Origin of the sequence: Bailinhaonella thermotolerans (assembly GCF_003594875.1) — a bacterium.
Taxonomy (GTDB): domain Bacteria; phylum Actinomycetota; class Actinomycetes; order Streptosporangiales; family Streptosporangiaceae; genus Bailinhaonella; species Bailinhaonella thermotolerans.
Genome location: NZ_QZEY01000018.1, coordinates 39,894 through 54,512 on the forward strand (window position 1 = coordinate 39,894; position 14,619 = coordinate 54,512).

15 protein-coding genes are annotated in these 14,619 nt (G+C 73.1%); 12 read left to right on the top strand and 3 right to left on the bottom strand.

The genetic code is table 11. The annotated features are described in order from the left end of the window. Positions 1–22 precede the first annotated feature (22 nt). From D5H75_RS42135 to coaA, 3 genes are all read right to left on the bottom strand, one after another. Positions 23–160, bottom strand: a complete 138-nt coding sequence (locus tag D5H75_RS42135) for a hypothetical protein (RefSeq protein WP_202638712.1) — start codon at positions 158–160, stop codon at positions 23–25. Between the two features lie 170 nt (positions 161–330). Beyond that, on the bottom strand, positions 331–1,302 hold the full coding sequence (locus D5H75_RS32140; RefSeq protein WP_119930344.1) for a DUF389 domain-containing protein: 972 nt from the start codon (positions 1,300–1,302) through the stop codon (positions 331–333). Positions 1,303–1,420: 118 nt separating this feature from the next. Continuing rightward, positions 1,421–2,359, bottom strand: a complete 939-nt coding sequence (coaA, locus tag D5H75_RS32145) for a type I pantothenate kinase (protein WP_119930345.1) — start codon at positions 2,357–2,359, stop codon at positions 1,421–1,423. A 180-nt stretch (positions 2,360–2,539) separates the two neighbouring features. Between coaA and glmS the strand changes: the two genes are divergently transcribed. From glmS to tsaD, 12 genes are all read left to right on the top strand, one after another. Then, positions 2,540–4,390, top strand: coding sequence for a glutamine--fructose-6-phosphate transaminase (isomerizing) (gene glmS / locus D5H75_RS32150; protein WP_119930346.1), 1,851 nt, complete (start codon positions 2,540–2,542; stop codon positions 4,388–4,390). A gap of 233 nt (positions 4,391–4,623) precedes the next feature. Then, on the top strand, positions 4,624–6,066 hold the full coding sequence (locus D5H75_RS32155) for an alkaline phosphatase PhoX (RefSeq protein ID WP_119930347.1): 1,443 nt from the start codon (positions 4,624–4,626) through the stop codon (positions 6,064–6,066). Between the two features lie 209 nt (positions 6,067–6,275). Next, the gene (locus D5H75_RS32160) at positions 6,276–6,641 is read left to right on the top strand and encodes a holo-ACP synthase (protein ID WP_119930348.1); all 366 of its coding nucleotides are present in this window, start codon (positions 6,276–6,278) and stop codon (positions 6,639–6,641) included. Next, positions 6,638–8,092: an NAD(P)H-hydrate dehydratase gene (locus D5H75_RS32165; protein ID WP_119930349.1), complete on the top strand. Its 1,455-nt coding sequence runs from the start codon at positions 6,638–6,640 to the stop codon at positions 8,090–8,092. The genes D5H75_RS32160 and D5H75_RS32165 overlap by 4 nt, the downstream gene beginning before the upstream one ends. A gap of 327 nt (positions 8,093–8,419) precedes the next feature. After that, complete coding sequence (gene alr / locus D5H75_RS32170; protein ID WP_119930350.1) at positions 8,420–9,535, top strand: alanine racemase; 1,116 nt, start codon at positions 8,420–8,422, stop codon at positions 9,533–9,535. A gap of 107 nt (positions 9,536–9,642) precedes the next feature. Then, entirely contained in the window at positions 9,643–10,617 is a 975-nt protein-coding gene (locus tag D5H75_RS32175; protein ID WP_242454645.1) for an alpha/beta fold hydrolase, read from the top strand. Continuing rightward, positions 10,614–11,132 (top strand): tRNA (adenosine(37)-N6)-threonylcarbamoyltransferase complex ATPase subunit type 1 TsaE, encoded by a 519-nt coding sequence (tsaE, locus tag D5H75_RS32180; protein WP_119930352.1) that lies wholly within the window; start codon positions 10,614–10,616, stop codon positions 11,130–11,132. Before D5H75_RS32175 ends, tsaE begins: the two co-directional genes overlap by 4 nt. A 199-nt stretch (positions 11,133–11,331) precedes the next feature. After that, positions 11,332–11,865: a hypothetical protein gene (locus D5H75_RS32185; RefSeq protein ID WP_147425342.1), complete on the top strand. Its 534-nt coding sequence runs from the start codon at positions 11,332–11,334 to the stop codon at positions 11,863–11,865. 1 nt (position 11,866) lies between these two features. Continuing rightward, positions 11,867–12,487, top strand: coding sequence for a class F sortase (locus D5H75_RS32190; RefSeq protein WP_119930354.1), 621 nt, complete (start codon positions 11,867–11,869; stop codon positions 12,485–12,487). Positions 12,488–12,498: 11 nt separating this feature from the next. After that, positions 12,499–13,140, top strand: coding sequence for a tRNA (adenosine(37)-N6)-threonylcarbamoyltransferase complex dimerization subunit type 1 TsaB (tsaB, locus tag D5H75_RS32195; protein ID WP_119930355.1), 642 nt, complete (start codon positions 12,499–12,501; stop codon positions 13,138–13,140). A gap of 14 nt (positions 13,141–13,154) precedes the next feature. Beyond that, positions 13,155–13,589: a ribosomal protein S18-alanine N-acetyltransferase gene (rimI, locus tag D5H75_RS32200; RefSeq protein ID WP_119930467.1), complete on the top strand. Its 435-nt coding sequence runs from the start codon at positions 13,155–13,157 to the stop codon at positions 13,587–13,589. Beyond that, on the top strand, positions 13,582–14,613 hold the full coding sequence (gene tsaD, locus D5H75_RS32205; protein ID WP_119930356.1) for a tRNA (adenosine(37)-N6)-threonylcarbamoyltransferase complex transferase subunit TsaD: 1,032 nt from the start codon (positions 13,582–13,584) through the stop codon (positions 14,611–14,613). The genes rimI and tsaD overlap by 8 nt, the downstream gene beginning before the upstream one ends. Positions 14,614–14,619: the final 6 nt, after the last annotated feature.

A 14,619-nucleotide genomic window follows, 5' to 3' on the forward strand; every position in this document is an offset into this window, starting at 1 on the left:
CCACCGTACTATCCCGCACCGGTCACTCCGCCGAAGCGGCGCGGACCCGGCTGCGTGCGCGTTTGACGCGTTTCGCGCGCCGCCGGCGGCGTTGCGTCTCGTCGTCGTCGAGCGCCTCGGCGCGCACCACGTCGAGCATCTCGGCGAACCACGGGTGCATGACGCCTCCTCTCTGGTTATCCCTTTGCCTCCAAAGCCTCACGCTAATCCGTTCGCCGGACATCGGTCTGTGGACTTATCTACATCTATGCCGAAAGGACCAGACGGCATCTGCCGTCTGGTCCTCCAGACGGTGGGGCTACCTCCACCCCGCCGCGCCCAGGTCGCGGGTCACGGCTCCCGGCGGGGGCCCGTGACCGAGCGGCGGGTGGGGCCGGGCAGGCGGAAGCCGTACTTGCGCCAGGCGACGCGCTGGACGGCGAGGGTGGCGGTGCCGGCCAGGATCATGCCCGCCAGGTTGACGCCGAGCTGGGCCAGTGAGCCCCAGACCTCGCCGAGGTGGCTCAGGGCCAGGCCGACGGCGATGTTGCCCGCGGCGGGGACGGTGGTGACCGAGATGAAGACGCCGACCAGCGCCGAGGACCTCCCGGCGGTGATCGAGAGCACGCCGGCCGTGCCCGCGAGCAGCGCCACGATGAACGACCAGCGGTCGGGCTTGACGATGAACTCCATCTCCTTGTTCAGGTCGAGCCAGCTCGGGTCGATCCAGCCCAGCCAGCGGCTGACGATCGCGCACAGGAACGTGACGGCGATCGCGGCGGCGAACCCGATCACGAGCGTGCGCGCGGCGGCGGCGATCCGGGGCCAGTCCCGGCGCAGCAGCCCGAAGCAGATCGCCGAGACGGCGCCGAACTCCGGCCCGAGCACCATCGCGCCGACGATGAGGATCGTGGAGGGGACGAGGACGCCGATCGCGGCGATCTGGGTGGCGATCGCGAGGAAGGCCAGGTACGCCCAGGTGACGCGCGTCTCCTCGATCGTGCGCCGGTCCAGCTCCTCCCAGATCACGGCGTCGTCGCCGTACCCGGGCGCCGCCCGCTGCGCCTCCTCGGCGCCCCTGGACACCGACAGGTCCACGCGCTCGACGGCGATCGACCCGTTCTCCTCCAGGCCCAGGCCCCGGAGGGTGTCGAGCACGGCGTTCGCGCCCTCCCTGGCCACGTCGCACAGCACGAGGTCGCCGCTGGGCCGCCGCGCGGCGCCGGGGAGCACCGCGACGTTCGTCACCGCCGGGCAGTCGAGCAGCGCCTCCTCGACCTCCCCGGTCCGGTCGGCGGGAGACACAACACGCACGTGAAGCACGCCGGGAACCTTACCGCCTCGCTCCGGGCCGCCGGCGAACCCCCGCCGCGCGCCCTCGCCCGCCGGGGTTATCCACAGAACGCGGTTCGGCGAGGCTTCCCGGGGCCCAGGTGCGGTGTCATGTGCGGCGGAGGGAGATCTTGCGGATGGAGTGGTCGTGGCCCTTGTGGAGGATGAGGCTGGCGCGGGCGCGGGTCGGCTGGATGTTGGTGATGAGGTTCGCCTCGTTGATGTCGCGCCAGACCCCGCGCGCGAACTCGGTGGCCTGCTCGTCCGGCAGGCTCGCCAGGTAGTGGAAGGGCGAGCGCGGGTTGTTGAAGGCCGTGCGGCGCAGCGAGTGGAACCGGTTGAGATACCACTCGCGGATGTGCTCGGTCTTCGCGTCCACGTAGATCGAGAAGTCGAAGAAGTCGAAGACGGCGAGGGAGTTCATCGGCGCGGGCTGGAGCACGTTCAGCCCCTCCAGCAGGAGGATGTCCGGCTTGCGCACGACCTGCCGCTCGCCGGGCACGATGTCGTACTCCAGGTGGGAGTAGACCGGCGCCGAGACCTCGGGCACGCCGGCCTTGACCTGGGACACGAACCGCACGAGCGCGCGCCGGTCGTAGCTCTCGGGGAAGCCCTTGCGGTGCATGATGCCGCGCTCCTCGAGCACCGCGTTCGGGTAGAGGAAGCCGTCGGTGGTGACCAGCTCGACGTGCGGATGCTCGGGCCACCGGGCGAGCAGCGTGTGCAGCAGCCGCGCGGTGGTGGACTTGCCGACGGCGACGCTGCCCGCGATGCCGACGATGTACGGCGCGGGCCCCGTGTCGTCGCAGAGGAACGTGCCGAGGGCGGCGTTGCGGGCGCGGGAGCCGCTGAAGTGCAGGTTGAGCAGCCGCGTCAGCGGGAGGTAGACGTCGGTCACCTCCGACAGGTCGATCGGGTCGTCGATCCCGCGCAGCTCCTCCAGCTCCTCGGCGGTGAGGGTCAGCGGCGTGTTGCGCCGCAGCGCCTGCCACTGCTCGCGCGTCAGCTCGACGTACGGGTTAGGCGTCTGCCCCCAGCCGTTCTTCATGCGCCGAACTCTAGTGACCGGCCGGTAGCCGACACGCGGCGGGCGGTGCCCGGTCACGCGCGGCGGTCGCGGCGATAGGCGTTTCGCGCGGAGAAAGCCCAGGTCGCGCGAGGAGCCGGGGTTGTGCCGATACCCCGCACGGGCAGGGGGAGCACACCGCGAGCGGATACTCTGTCACCCATGTGCGGAATCGTGGGGTACGTCGGCGACCGGCAGGCACTGGACGTCGTGATCGAAGGCCTGGCCAGGCTGGAATACCGGGGCTACGACTCGGCGGGGGTCGCCCTGCTGACCGAGGAGGGCCTGAAGACCGAGAAGCGCGCCGGCAAGCTGGTGAACCTGCGCGAGGCGCTGCGGGAGCGCCCCCTCCCGGCGTCGTCGGTGGGGATCGGGCACACGCGGTGGGCCACGCACGGCCCGCCGAACGACCGCAACGCGCACCCGCACACCGACTGCAAGGACCGCGTCGCCGTCATCCACAACGGCATCATCGAGAACTTCGCGGCCCTGCGCGCCGAGCTGGAGGAGCGCGGCCACAAGCTGCTCTCGGAGACCGACACCGAGACGGTCGCGCACCTGCTGGAGGACGCGCTGCCCGAGGCCGGGAACGACCTGGCCGAGGCGATGCGGCGCGTGTGCCGCCGCCTGGAGGGCGCCTTCACGCTGCTCGCCGTGCAGATCGACGACCCCGACGTGGTCGTGGGCGCGCGCCGCAACTCCCCGCTCGTCGTGGGGCGCGGGGACGGCGAGAACTTCCTGGGCTCCGACGTCGCCGCGTTCATCGCGCACACGCGCGAGGCGATCGAGCTGGGCCAGGACCAGGTGGTCGAGCTGCGCCGCGAGTCGATCACGATCACCGACTTCGACGGAAACCCGGCCGAGACCAAGGAGTTCACGGTCGACTGGGACGCCTCGGCCGCCGAGAAGGGCGGCTTCGACTACTTCATGCTCAAGGAGATCGCCGAGCAGCCGCGCGCCGTCGCGGACACGCTGCTGGGCCGCATCGACGCCGAGGGCCGCCTGGTGCTCGACGAGATGCGCCTGTCCGACCAGGACCTCCGCGACGTGGACAAGATCATCGTGGTGGCGTGCGGCACGTCCTACCACGCGGGCCTGATCGCCAAGTACGCCATCGAGCACTGGGCGGCGATCCCCTGCGAGGTGGAGCTGGCCAGCGAGTTCCGCTACCGCGACCCGATCCTGACCCGCGACACGCTCGTCGTCGTCATCTCCCAGTCCGGCGAGACGATGGACACGCTGATGGCCGTGCGGCACGCCCGCGGCCAGCGCTCCAAGGTGCTCGCGATCTGCAACGTCAACGGTTCGACGATCCCGCGCGAGAGCGACGCCGTCGTCTACACCCACGCCGGGCCCGAGGTCGCGGTGGCCTCGACCAAGGCGTTCCTGACCCAGCTCGTGGCCTGCTACCTGGTCGGGCTCTATCTCGCCCAGGTGCGCGGGGTGAAGTTCGGCGACGAGGTGAAGGAGATCCTCGACCAGCTCGAGCAGATGCCGGGCAAGGTCGAGGAGGTGCTGTCCACGGTCGAGCCGGTGCGCGAGCTGGCGCGGTCCCTGGCGGGCGAGCGCTGCGTGCTCTTCCTCGGCCGCCACGTGGGCTTCCCGGTGGCGCTGGAGGGCGCGCTCAAGCTCAAGGAGCTGGCGTACATGCACGCCGAGGGCTTCGCGGCGGGCGAGCTCAAGCACGGGCCGATCGCGCTGATCGAGCAGGACCTGCCGGTCGTGGTCATGGTGCCGTCGCCCACGGGGCAGCGGGTCATCCACGACAAGATCGTCTCCAACATCCAGGAGATCCGGGCGCGCGGCGCCAAGACGATCGTCATCGCCGAGGAGGGTGACGAGGACGTCCGTCCGTACGCCGACACGATCATCCGGATCCCGGCGGTGCCGACCCTGCTCCAGCCGCTCGTGTCCACGGTGCCGCTCCAGGTCTTCGCCTGCGAGCTGGCCAGCGCCAAGGGCCACGACGTGGACCAGCCGCGCAACCTCGCCAAGTCCGTCACCGTCGAGTAGCGCCGCGGGCCGGCCGCAGGACCTGAGCGCGAGGCGCCGCGTCCCCCCTCGGAGGGGCGCGGCGCCTTCGTCATGATCTGGGGTGTTCTGGTGGTAGGTGTGAGGGGTTCCAGGAATGAGGCGTTGTGTGTCTGGATTTGGGGTGGATGGCGCAGTTAGGGTGCTCCGAAGCGATTTCCTGTGACCAGTTGGTTAACGACCGCTGAATCACGCTTGAACATAAGGAGTGCACGGTGGATCGACGCCGTTTCCTCGCCCGCAGCGCCACCGTCGTCGGGGCCGCCGGCCTCGCGGGCGGGCCCTTCCACGGCCTCACCGCCATGGCGGACACCGGTCAGCGCCGTCCCGGCGGGGGTTACGGGCCCCTCGTCCCCGTCCCCGACGCCCGCGACGGAGCCGTGCGGCTCCACCTCCCGGAGGGCTTCCAGTACCGCAGCTTCAACGAGGCGGGGAGCAAGTTCAGCGACGGCTCCACGGTCCCGGGCAAGCACGACGGCATGGCCGCCTTCCGCGGCCGCCACGGCACCACCGTGCTCGTGCGCAACCACGAGGTCAACGGCCCGGTCGGCGCGTTCGGCGACGTCTCCAAGGCGTACGACCCGATGGCCGGCGGCGGCACCGCGACCCTCGTCGTGGACCGCTACGGCAGGCTGATCAGCGCCAACCCCAGCCTGACCGGCACCATCATGAACTGCTCCGGCGGCCCGATGCCGTGGGGCTCCTGGGTCACCTGCGAGGAGACCGTCAACGGCCCCGACGTGGGCAACGACTTCTCCGGCGGCGACAACTCCAAGCTGACGCGGAAGCACGGCTACCTCTTCGAGGTCCCGGCGACCAACAGGCACGCGAACGGCCAGGTGGCCGCTCCCGCGCCGATCCGCTCGGCCGGCCGGTTCGCGCACGAGTCGGCGGCGTTCGAGCCCGTCGAGGGCGCGGTCTACATGACCGAGGACAACTTCGGCTTCGCCTCCGGCTTCTACCGCTACCTCCCGCCGAAGCACCCGCTGCGGGCGGGCAGGCTCCTGGACGGCGGCCGGCTGCAGATGCTGGCGGTCAAGGGCGCGCCCAACAAGGACCTGTCCGCCGGCCAGCCCAAGGGCGCCACCTACGACGTCACCTGGGTGGACATCGAGGACCCGGACCCGGAGTTCACCGGCACGCCGAGCAACGACTTCGCCATCCAGGCCGTCGGCAAGCAGGGCCGTGACAAGGGCGGCGCGCTCTTCTCCCGCCTCGAGGGCGCGATCTACCACCACGGCACGATCTACTTCGTCTCCACGCAGGGCGGCGCCACCGCCGCGGGCGACTCGGCCCCCGACGGCTTCGGCGACGGCCGCGGCCAGGTCTGGGCCTACGAGCCGCACCGGCGCCGCCTGCGGCTGGTGTTCGAGTCGCCGGGCTCGGCCGTGCTCGACCTGCCCGACAACGTCACCGCCAGCCCGCGCGGCACGCTCGTGCTCTGCGAGGACGGCGACGGCGACAACTTCCTGCGCGGCCTGACCCGGCGCGGCGAGATCTTCGACTTCGCCCGCCTGGCCCCGGTCGACGGCGACGCCGGCGCCGAGTTCGCCGGCTCCACCTTCGGCCCCGACGGCCACACCCTCTACGTCAACGTCCAGTCCAGGAAGGGCCTCACCTTCGCGATCTGGGGCCCCTGGCACCGCGGCGGCTTCTGACCCCGGCGGCGCCCGGCGGCCCCCGGCCGCGAGCCCCCTCCCGAAGTCCCCCGGCGACCCCGTCCGGGGGACTTCGCCGTTCCCGGCCGGGGACTTCGCCGTTCCCGGCCTCCCCCAGGACCTCGTCCACCGCCCCGCGCGCCCCTTCGCCCGCCGGGGGGTGGAGGTACGGGGGGCGGGGTCGGGGTATGGCATGACAACCTAGGACGGTGATCGTGGGCATCGGAGTGGACGTCGTGGACATCGAGCGGTTCCGGGCCTCGCTGGAGCGCACTCCGAGCCTGGCCGCGCGGTTGTTCACCGAGGGGGAGCGGGGGCTGCCCGCCCGATCGCTGGCGGCGCGGTTCGCCGCGAAGGAGGCCGTGGCCAAGGCCCTCGGCGCGCCCCCGGGACTGCGGCACCTCGACGCCGAGGTGCGGGTGGGCGAGCACGGGCGGCCGGAACTGGCCGTGAGCGGGGCCGTGGCCCGGGTCGCCGCCGAGCGCGGCGTGGCCCGCTGGCACCTGTCGCTCAGCCATGACGGGGGCGTCGCCGTCGCGTACGTGATCGCGGAAGGAGGAGCGGAGACTCCATGAGAACCGCCTACGACGTGGGCAAGGTGCGCGACGCGGAGCGCGTGCAGATGGCCAGGCTCCCCGAGGGCACGCTGATGGGGCGCGCCGCCGCCGGGCTCGCCGCCACCTGCGCCCGCCTGCTCGGGAGGGTGTACGGCTCCCGCGTGGTGCTCCTGGTGGGCAGCGGCGACAACGGCGGCGACGCGTTGTACGCCGGGGAACGGCTGGCGCGGCGCGGAGCCCGGGTGGAGGCCGTGCTCGCCGGATCGAGGACCCACGAGGGCGGGCTGGCGGCGCTGCGCGCGGCCGGCGGGCGGGTGAGCGACGCGAGCGCGCTGGCCCGCGCCGACCTGGTGATCGACGGCCTGGTGGGCATCGGCGGCAAGGGCGCCCTGCGGGAGCCGTACGCCGGCCTGGCCCGCGAGACCCGGCACGTGCGCGCGACGGTCGTGGCGGTGGACGTGCCGAGCGGCGTGGACGCGGGCACCGGCCAGGTCGAGGGCGAGGCCGTGCGCGCGGACGTGACGGTGACGTTCGGGGCGCACAAGACCGGGCTGCTGGTCGATCCCGGCGCCGCCCACGCCGGGGTCGTGGAGCTGGTGGACATCGGGCTCGACCTGCCCGACCCCGACGTCGTCGCGCTCCAGGACGAGGACGTGGCGGACCTGCTGCCGCGGCCCGCGCCGGAGTCGGACAAGTATCGCCGGGGGGTCGTGGGCATCGCGGCGGGGAGCCACCTGTTCACCGGGGCGGCGGTGCTGGCGGTGGGCGGCGCGGTGCGGGGCGGCGCGGGCATGGTGCGCTATCTGGGCCCGGAGGAGCCCATCGGGCTGGTCCGGGCGCGCTGGCCGGAGGCCGTGACGACGATCGACGACCCCGCCAAGGTCGGGCGGGTGCAGGCCTGGGTGGTCGGGCCCGGCCTGGGCACGGGCGAGGAGTCGCACCGGATCGCCGCGGCCCTGCTGAAGAGCGACGTGCCCGCGCTGATCGACGCCGACGGGATCACCCTGGCCTCCCGCGACCGCGCGCTGCTCCGGCGGACGGCGCCGACGCTCATCACGCCCCACGCGGGGGAGCTGTCGCGGCTGCTCGGGGTGCCCCGGGAGCGGATCGAGGCGCGGCGGCTGGAGCACGCCCGGCGCGCGGCCGAGGAACTGGGCGTGACCGTGCTGCTCAAGGGCTCGACGACGCTGATCGCCGAGGTGGACCGGCCCGTCAGGGTCAACCCCACCGGGACCCCGTGGCTGGCCACGGGCGGCACCGGCGACGTGCTGTCCGGCCTGGCGGGCGCGCTCCTGGCCGGCGGCCTGAGCTGCTACGACGCCGCGTCGGCCGCGGCCTACCTGCACGGTCTCGCCGCCCGCCGCGCCGCGACCGGCGCGCCCGCCGGCCTGCCGTACGGCGAGAGCCCCATCTCGGCGGAGGACGTCATCGCCCGCCTGCCCGAGGCCTTCCGCTCGCTGATCCCCTGACATCGCGCCCCCTCCGGCCGTGGAACGCGCCACCCGCGTCCCGCCGGGATCCACGATGCGCCCCGGCGGGCCACCTCATCCCACCCGAACCCCGTTCTGTGGATAACTCGCCCCGATGAGCGGGGGTGAGACGGTGCGGGCGGAGGCGTGGAGGGCTCGCGGGAGCCGGTGGCGGGGCGGGTGGGGGCAATGCGAGGAAAAGAGGCTTTCGGGAGGTCGGCAGGGGTGCGGATCGGGAGGCGCGGGGGTCCGGGGGACTACGTAATTCGGGGGAGCCGCGGGTGTTCCCGGACACGGCAGGCCGGTGACCCTGCGAGACTGGAAGGTATGAACCACCCGTCGCAAGCCGTCGTGGATCTGTCCGCGATCAGGCACAACGTCGCTCTGCTGCGCGACCACGCGCCGGGGGCGGAGATGATGGTGGCCGTCAAGGCGGACGCCTACGGGCACGGTCTGGTCCGCTGCGCCCACGCCGCGCTCCAGGGCGGCGCCGGGCGGCTCGGGGTGGCCTACGTCCGCGAGGCGCTGGAGCTGCGCGCCGCGTTCGTGGAGGCGCCCATCCTCGCGTGGATCATCCCCCCCGGAGAGCCGCTCGACGAGGCCGTGACCCAGGACGTCGAGCTCTCCGCCGGCGCGATCTGGCTGGTCGACGAGATCGCCGCCGCGGCCCGCCGCACCGGCAGGGTCGCCAAGGTGCACCTCAAGGCCGACACCGGCATCTCGCGCGGGGGAGCGACCGCGGCCGACTGGCCCACCCTCGTGGACCACGCGCTCAAGGCGCGCGCCGAGGGCGTCATCGACGTCGTCGGCGTCTGGTCGCACTTCGCCTGCGCCGACATCCCCGGCGACGGCTCGATCCAGAGCCAGCTCGACCTGTTCGAGGAGGCGCTGAAGATCGCCGACGACGCCGGGGTCGGCAGCCACGTCATCCGGCACTTCGCCAACTCGGCCGCCACGCTGACCGTCCCGCAGGCGCGCTACGACATGGTCAGGCCCGGCATCGCCGCGTTCGGCCTGAGCCCCATCCCGGAGCTCGGCGACTTCGGGCTGCGCCAGGCGATGACGCTGAAGGCGCAGGTCGCGATGGCCAAGCGGGTCCCCGCGGGCAGCGGCGTCTCCTACGGCCACCAGTACGTCACCGACCGCGAGACCACCCTGGCCCTCATCCCCCTCGGATACGCCGACGGGATCATGCGCCACGCCACCAACACGTGCGAGGTGCTGGCCGCGGGCGTACGGCGGCGCGTGGCCGGGCGGGTGTGCATGGACCAGTTCGTGATCGACGTGGGCGACGACCCGGTGCGCGCCGGGGACGTCGTGACCCTGTTCGGACCGGGTGACGCGGGGGAGCCGACCCTGCAAGAGTGGGCCGACGCGCTCGGCACCATCACTCATGAGATCGTGACGAGGATCGGTGCGCGTGTTCCGCGCGTGTACGTGTGAAGGTGGGAGCAGCGATGACGAGACGGCGGAAGGTCGGTATAGCGGGGGCGATCGTCGGAGCCGCCTCGGCCGGTGTCGCGGCGGGAGTCGCCGTCAAGAGGTACGCCGTGGGCCGGATACGCCTGCGCCCGGACCTGGAGGCCAACGAGCCGTTCGGCGAGCTGCGCGGGCGCGCGCAGACCGTGACGACCTCCGACGGGGTCGGCCTGCACGTGGAGGTCGACGGGCCGGAGGACGCCCCGGTGACCGTCGTCTTCTGCCACGGCTACACCCTGAACCTGGACTCCTGGCACTACCAGCGGCGTGAGCTGCGCAAGGAGCACCGCCTGGTGTTCTGGGACCAGCGCTGTCACGGGCACTCGGACCGGTGCTCCCGCGAGGACTGCACGGTGGACCGCCTCGGCGATGACCTGTACGAGGTGATCCAGGCCGTGGCGCCCGGGCCGGTGGTGCTCGTGGGCCACTCCATGGGCGGCATGACGATCATGGCGCTGGCCGACCGGCACCCGGAGGTGTTCGAGGAGCGGGTCCGCGGCGTCGCGCTGATCGCCACGTCCGCGGGCAAGCTCGCCGAGATCACCCTGGGCCTGCCCGCGATGTTCGCCAAGCTCGTGCACAAGGCCCTGCCGCCCACCGTCCGCGCGCTGGGCCGCCGCCCCGACCTGGTCGAGCCGAGCCGCCGCCTGGGCAACGACGTGGCCTTCCTGGCGCTGCGCCACCTGGCGTTCGGCGACTCCAAGAACATCAGCCCGACCGTGGTGGACTTCGCCGAGACGATGATCAGGTCCACCCCGATCGACGTGATCGCCGACTTCTACCCGGCGCTGATGTCGCACGACAAGCTGAGCGCGCTGCCCGTGCTCGAACGCATCCCGGTCACCGTGCTCGTCGGCGGCGAGGACTGGCTGACGCCGCCGGACCACAGCAAGGCCATCGCCGACAGCCTGCCCCGCAGCCAGCTCATCGAGGTCGCGGGCGCCTCCCACCTGGTCCAGCTCGAACAGCCGGGCGTGGTCAACGACGCCCTGCGCGACCTGGTGTCCCGCGCGTGGCGGCTCGCCCCCGAGAGGCGTACGGCATGAGCCCGGGGCACGGAGAGGCGCGCGTGTTCCGCGTGCCGACGGTGGCGGACATGCAGGACCTCGGCCGGCGGGTCGGCGAGGCCGCGCGCGCCGGGGACCTGCTGGTGCTGTCCGGGTCGCTGGGCGCGGGCAAGACCACGTTCACGCAGGGCCTGGCGGAGGGCCTGAAGGTGCGCGGGCCGATCACGTCCCCGACGTTCGTGATCGCCCGCGTCCACCCGTCGCTGCGCGGCGGGCCCGCGCTGGTGCACGTGGACGCCTACCGGCTCGGCGGCGACGTCGAGGTGGACGACCTGGACCTGGACGCCTCGCTGGAGGAGTCCGTCACGGTCGTCGAGTGGGGCTCCGGCCTGGTGGAGGGCCTGTCCGAGGAGCGGCTGGAGATCGAGATCTCCCGCGCCGGCGGCGGCGAGGGCGGCGACGGCGCTGAGGGCGGCGACGGCCCCGGGGGAGACGACGTCCGGGAGGTCCGCATGACCCCGGTCGGCCCCCGCTGGACGCCTCTCCCCTTCTGAGATCCGCGTCCCCCGCGTTTCCCGCGTCCCCCCGCGCTCGCCGCCCCGGCAGGTCCGGGAATCGGCGGGCGTGGGCGGACCTTTCGCGACACGGCGGACATTCTCTCGTTATAGATCCGTCGTTCAGGTAAAGATCTCCTAAGATGAGGTCACGCGTTCCTTGCGCGTGTCTGCCGTGCGGCGAAGTGGGGTGCGGGCGGTGCACAGGTTCAAGCAGGCGATTGCCGCGGGGCTCGGGGCGGGGGCCCTGGTCCTCGGCGGCGGGGGCGCGGCCTACGCGTCGGCCGGGCAGGAGATCGAGGTCACGCTCAATCCCGCGCGCACGGTGACGGGCCCGGGCAAGACCGTGGAGATCGTGGCCCAGTGCCCGCGCGAGGTGGGCAAGCCGCTGCGCGGCATCGCCACCTCACCCGCGTTCGGCACCGTCACGCTCCAGCCCATCACCGAGGGGCAGGCGGGCGTGCGCGGCGTGGCCAAGCTGGAGACCTCGCTGGAGGCCAAGACCTACGAGGTCAAGGTGCGCTGCGAGTCCAACCACACCGGCCAGGCCAACCTGGAGATCGTCGGCCCGCTGCCCACCAAGGGCCCGAAGGCCGGCGGCGGAGGCACCGCGCTCGGCGCGGCGGGCGAGGACGACGGCATGTCCTTCGGCCCGCTGGGCATCGGCGCCCTGATCGTCGTCGCGGGCGGCGTCGGCGTCGCGTTCGCGCGCCGCAGGGCGGCGAACGGCTGAGATGGTCGCGCTGCTTCGCGGCCCCAAGACCGCGGGCGCGCGCAACGTCTCCAAGAAGGCGGGTCCGGGCTCCCCTGGCCTGGCCAGGATCGCGGTCGCCGCGCTCGTGTCCGGCGGCCTGCTCTGGGCGGTCACCAGCGGCCCCGACACGCTCGACGCGCCGCCGGTCGCGCCCGAGCGCCTGGAGATCCCCTCGCTGAAGGTGGACGCCGAGCTGATGCTGCTCGGCTTCGACGACGAGGGCGACATCGAGCTGCCGCCGTACGAGAAGCCGGAGGTGGCCGGGTGGTTCGAGCACAGCGTCGTGCCCGGTGACAAGGGCGCCTCGGTGATCATCGGGCACGTGGACACCCGCACCGAGCCGGCGGTGTTCTACGACCTCAAGCGGGTGAAGAAGGGCGCGTCCCTGCGGATCACCCGCAGCGACGGCAAGGTCGCCTCCTACCGGGTCGAGTCGGTCGAGAGCGTGGACAAGGACCGCTTCCCGGTCGAGAAGGTCTACAGCGCGCCGGGATTGCGCCTGGTCACGTGCGGGGGCGGGTTCGACCGCGCCCGGCATGAGTACAAGGAGAACGTGATCGTCTACGCCAAGCTGACCGGGCTCACCCCGGCGGCCGGATAGGCTTCTCATCCGTGCTGGTCTTGGCCTTTGACACCGCGACGCCCGCGGTCACCGTCGCCGTGCACGACGGGGACCGGGTGCTCGCCGACGCGACGACGATCGACGCCCGCCGACACGGGGAGCTCCTGGTCCCCGCCATCGGGCACGTGCTCTCCGAAGCCGGGGCCGACCGCTCCGACCTCACGGCGATAGCCGTGGGCACGGGCCCCGGGCCGTACACCGGGCTGCGCGTCGGCCTGATGACCGCGCAGGCCCTGTCCACCGCGCTCGGCGTCCCGGCGTACGGCGTGTGCACGCTCGACGTCCTGGCCCACGAGACGGGGCTGGAGACGCAGTTCACCGTGGCCACCGACGCCCGCCGCAAGGAGGTCTTCTGGGCCCGGTACGGCGACGCGCGCACGCGTTTCCTCGGCCCCTCGGTGGACAAGCCCGCCGACGTGGCGACCGACGAGCCGGTGGCCGGGGCGGGCGCGGTGCTGTACCCCGAGGCGTTCCCCAACGCCACAGGGCCCGAGCACCCCTCGGCGGGGGCGCTGGCGGCCCTGGTGGTCGAACGGCTCCGCGCGGGCGGGGAGCTGGACGCGCCCTGGCCGATCTACCTGCGCAGGCCCGACGCGAAGGTGCCCGCGGCGCCAAAGAAGGTGTCGCAGTGATCAGCCTGCGCCCGATGACCGGGGACGACGTGCCCGCGGTGCTGGCGATCGAGCGGGCGCTGTTCCCCGCCGACGCCTGGAGCGAGCGGATGTTCCGCGAGGAACTGGCCGCCCCCACCCGGCACTACGTCGTCGCGGTCACTCCGGAGGGCGAGATAGTGGGATACGCCGGGCTGTTCGCGGCGGCCGACCAGGGCGACGTCCAGACCATCGCCGTCGCCGCGCCGTACCAGCGCCGGGGCGCGGGCCGCCTCCTGCTCACCGAGCTCCTCGGCGAGGCCGCCCGCCGCGGCGCGCGCGAGGTGTTCCTCGAAGTGCGGGCCGACAACCCGCGGGCGCGCGAGCTGTACGAACGGTTCGGCTTCAGGGAGATCGGGCTGCGCCGGGCCTACTACGACGACGGAACCGACGCGATCGTGATGATGCGGGGGGAGAACCGGGATGCGTGACGAACCACTCGTGCTCGGCATCGAGACGTCCTGCGACGAGACCGGGGTCGGCATCGTGCGCGGGCACACGCTGCTGGCCGACGCCATCGCCTCCAGCATGGAGGAGCACGCGCGGTTCGGCGGCGTCGTGCCCGAGGTGGCCTCCCGCGCCCACCTGGAGGCGATGACCCCGGTGGTCGAGCGCGCGCTCGCCGAGGCCGGGGTGAAGTTCGCAGACGTCGACGCCATCGCCGTCACCGCCGGTCCCGGGCTCGCCGGGGCGCTGCTGGTCGGGGTCGCCGCCGCCAAGGCGTACTCCCTCGGCCTGGGCAAGCCGCTCTACGGCGTCAACCACCTGGCCGCCCACGTCGCCGTGGACCAGCTCGAACACGGCGCGCTGCCCAAGCCCTGCGTCGCCATGCTCGTCTCCGGCGGGCACTCCTCGCTGCTGCTCGTGCCCGACGTGGCCACCTCGGTGATCTCGCTCGGCTCGACCGTGGACGACGCGGCGGGGGAGGCGTTCGACAAGGTGGCGCGGGTGCTCGGCCTGCCGTTCCCGGGCGGCCCCCACATCGACCGCGCCGCCCGCGAGGGCTCTCCCGAGGCGATCTTCTTCCCGCGCGGGAAGTACGACGACGGCACCTTCGACTTCAGCTTCTCCGGGCTGAAGACCGCCGTGGCTCGCTGGGTCGAGGCCCGGGAGCGCTCGGGCGAGCCGGTGCCGGTGGCCGACGTGGCCGCGTCCTTCCAGGAGTCGGTCGTGGACGTGCTCACGCGCAAGGCGATCGCCGCCTGCCGCGAGCACGGCGTGAAGGACCTGCTCATCGGCGGCGGCGTCGCGGCCAACTCCCGGCTGCGCGCCCTGGCGCAGGAGCGGTGCGACGCCGCCGGAATCCGGCTGCGCGTGCCCCGCCCCAAGCTGTGCACCGACAACGGCGCGATGGTCGCCGCGCTGGGCTCCGAGCTGGTCGCGGCCGGGGTCGCCCCGTCCCACCTCGACATCCCCGCCGACTCCTCGCTGCCCATCACCGCCGTCACCCTGTGACGGGGC

What these genes read in the sequence shown, in the direction of transcription:
- D5H75_RS42135 (WP_202638712.1), bottom strand. Translation starts at nt 160, where the DNA reads ATGCACCCGTGGTTCGCCGAGATGCTCGACGTGGTGCGCGCCGAGGCG.
- coaA (WP_119930345.1), bottom strand. Translation starts at nt 2,359, where the DNA reads ATGAAGAACGGCTGGGGGCAGACGCCTAACCCGTACGTCGAGCTGACG.
- glmS (WP_119930346.1), top strand. Translation starts at nt 2,540, where the DNA reads ATGTGCGGAATCGTGGGGTACGTCGGCGACCGGCAGGCACTGGACGTC.
- D5H75_RS32165 (WP_119930349.1), top strand. Translation starts at nt 6,638, where the DNA reads ATGAGAACCGCCTACGACGTGGGCAAGGTGCGCGACGCGGAGCGCGTG.
- alr (WP_119930350.1), top strand. Translation starts at nt 8,420, where the DNA reads ATGAACCACCCGTCGCAAGCCGTCGTGGATCTGTCCGCGATCAGGCAC.
- tsaE (WP_119930352.1), top strand. Translation starts at nt 10,614, where the DNA reads ATGAGCCCGGGGCACGGAGAGGCGCGCGTGTTCCGCGTGCCGACGGTG.
- D5H75_RS32190 (WP_119930354.1), top strand. Translation starts at nt 11,867, where the DNA reads ATGGTCGCGCTGCTTCGCGGCCCCAAGACCGCGGGCGCGCGCAACGTC.
- rimI (WP_119930467.1), top strand. Translation starts at nt 13,155, where the DNA reads ATGACCGGGGACGACGTGCCCGCGGTGCTGGCGATCGAGCGGGCGCTG.
- tsaD (WP_119930356.1), top strand. Translation starts at nt 13,582, where the DNA reads ATGCGTGACGAACCACTCGTGCTCGGCATCGAGACGTCCTGCGACGAG.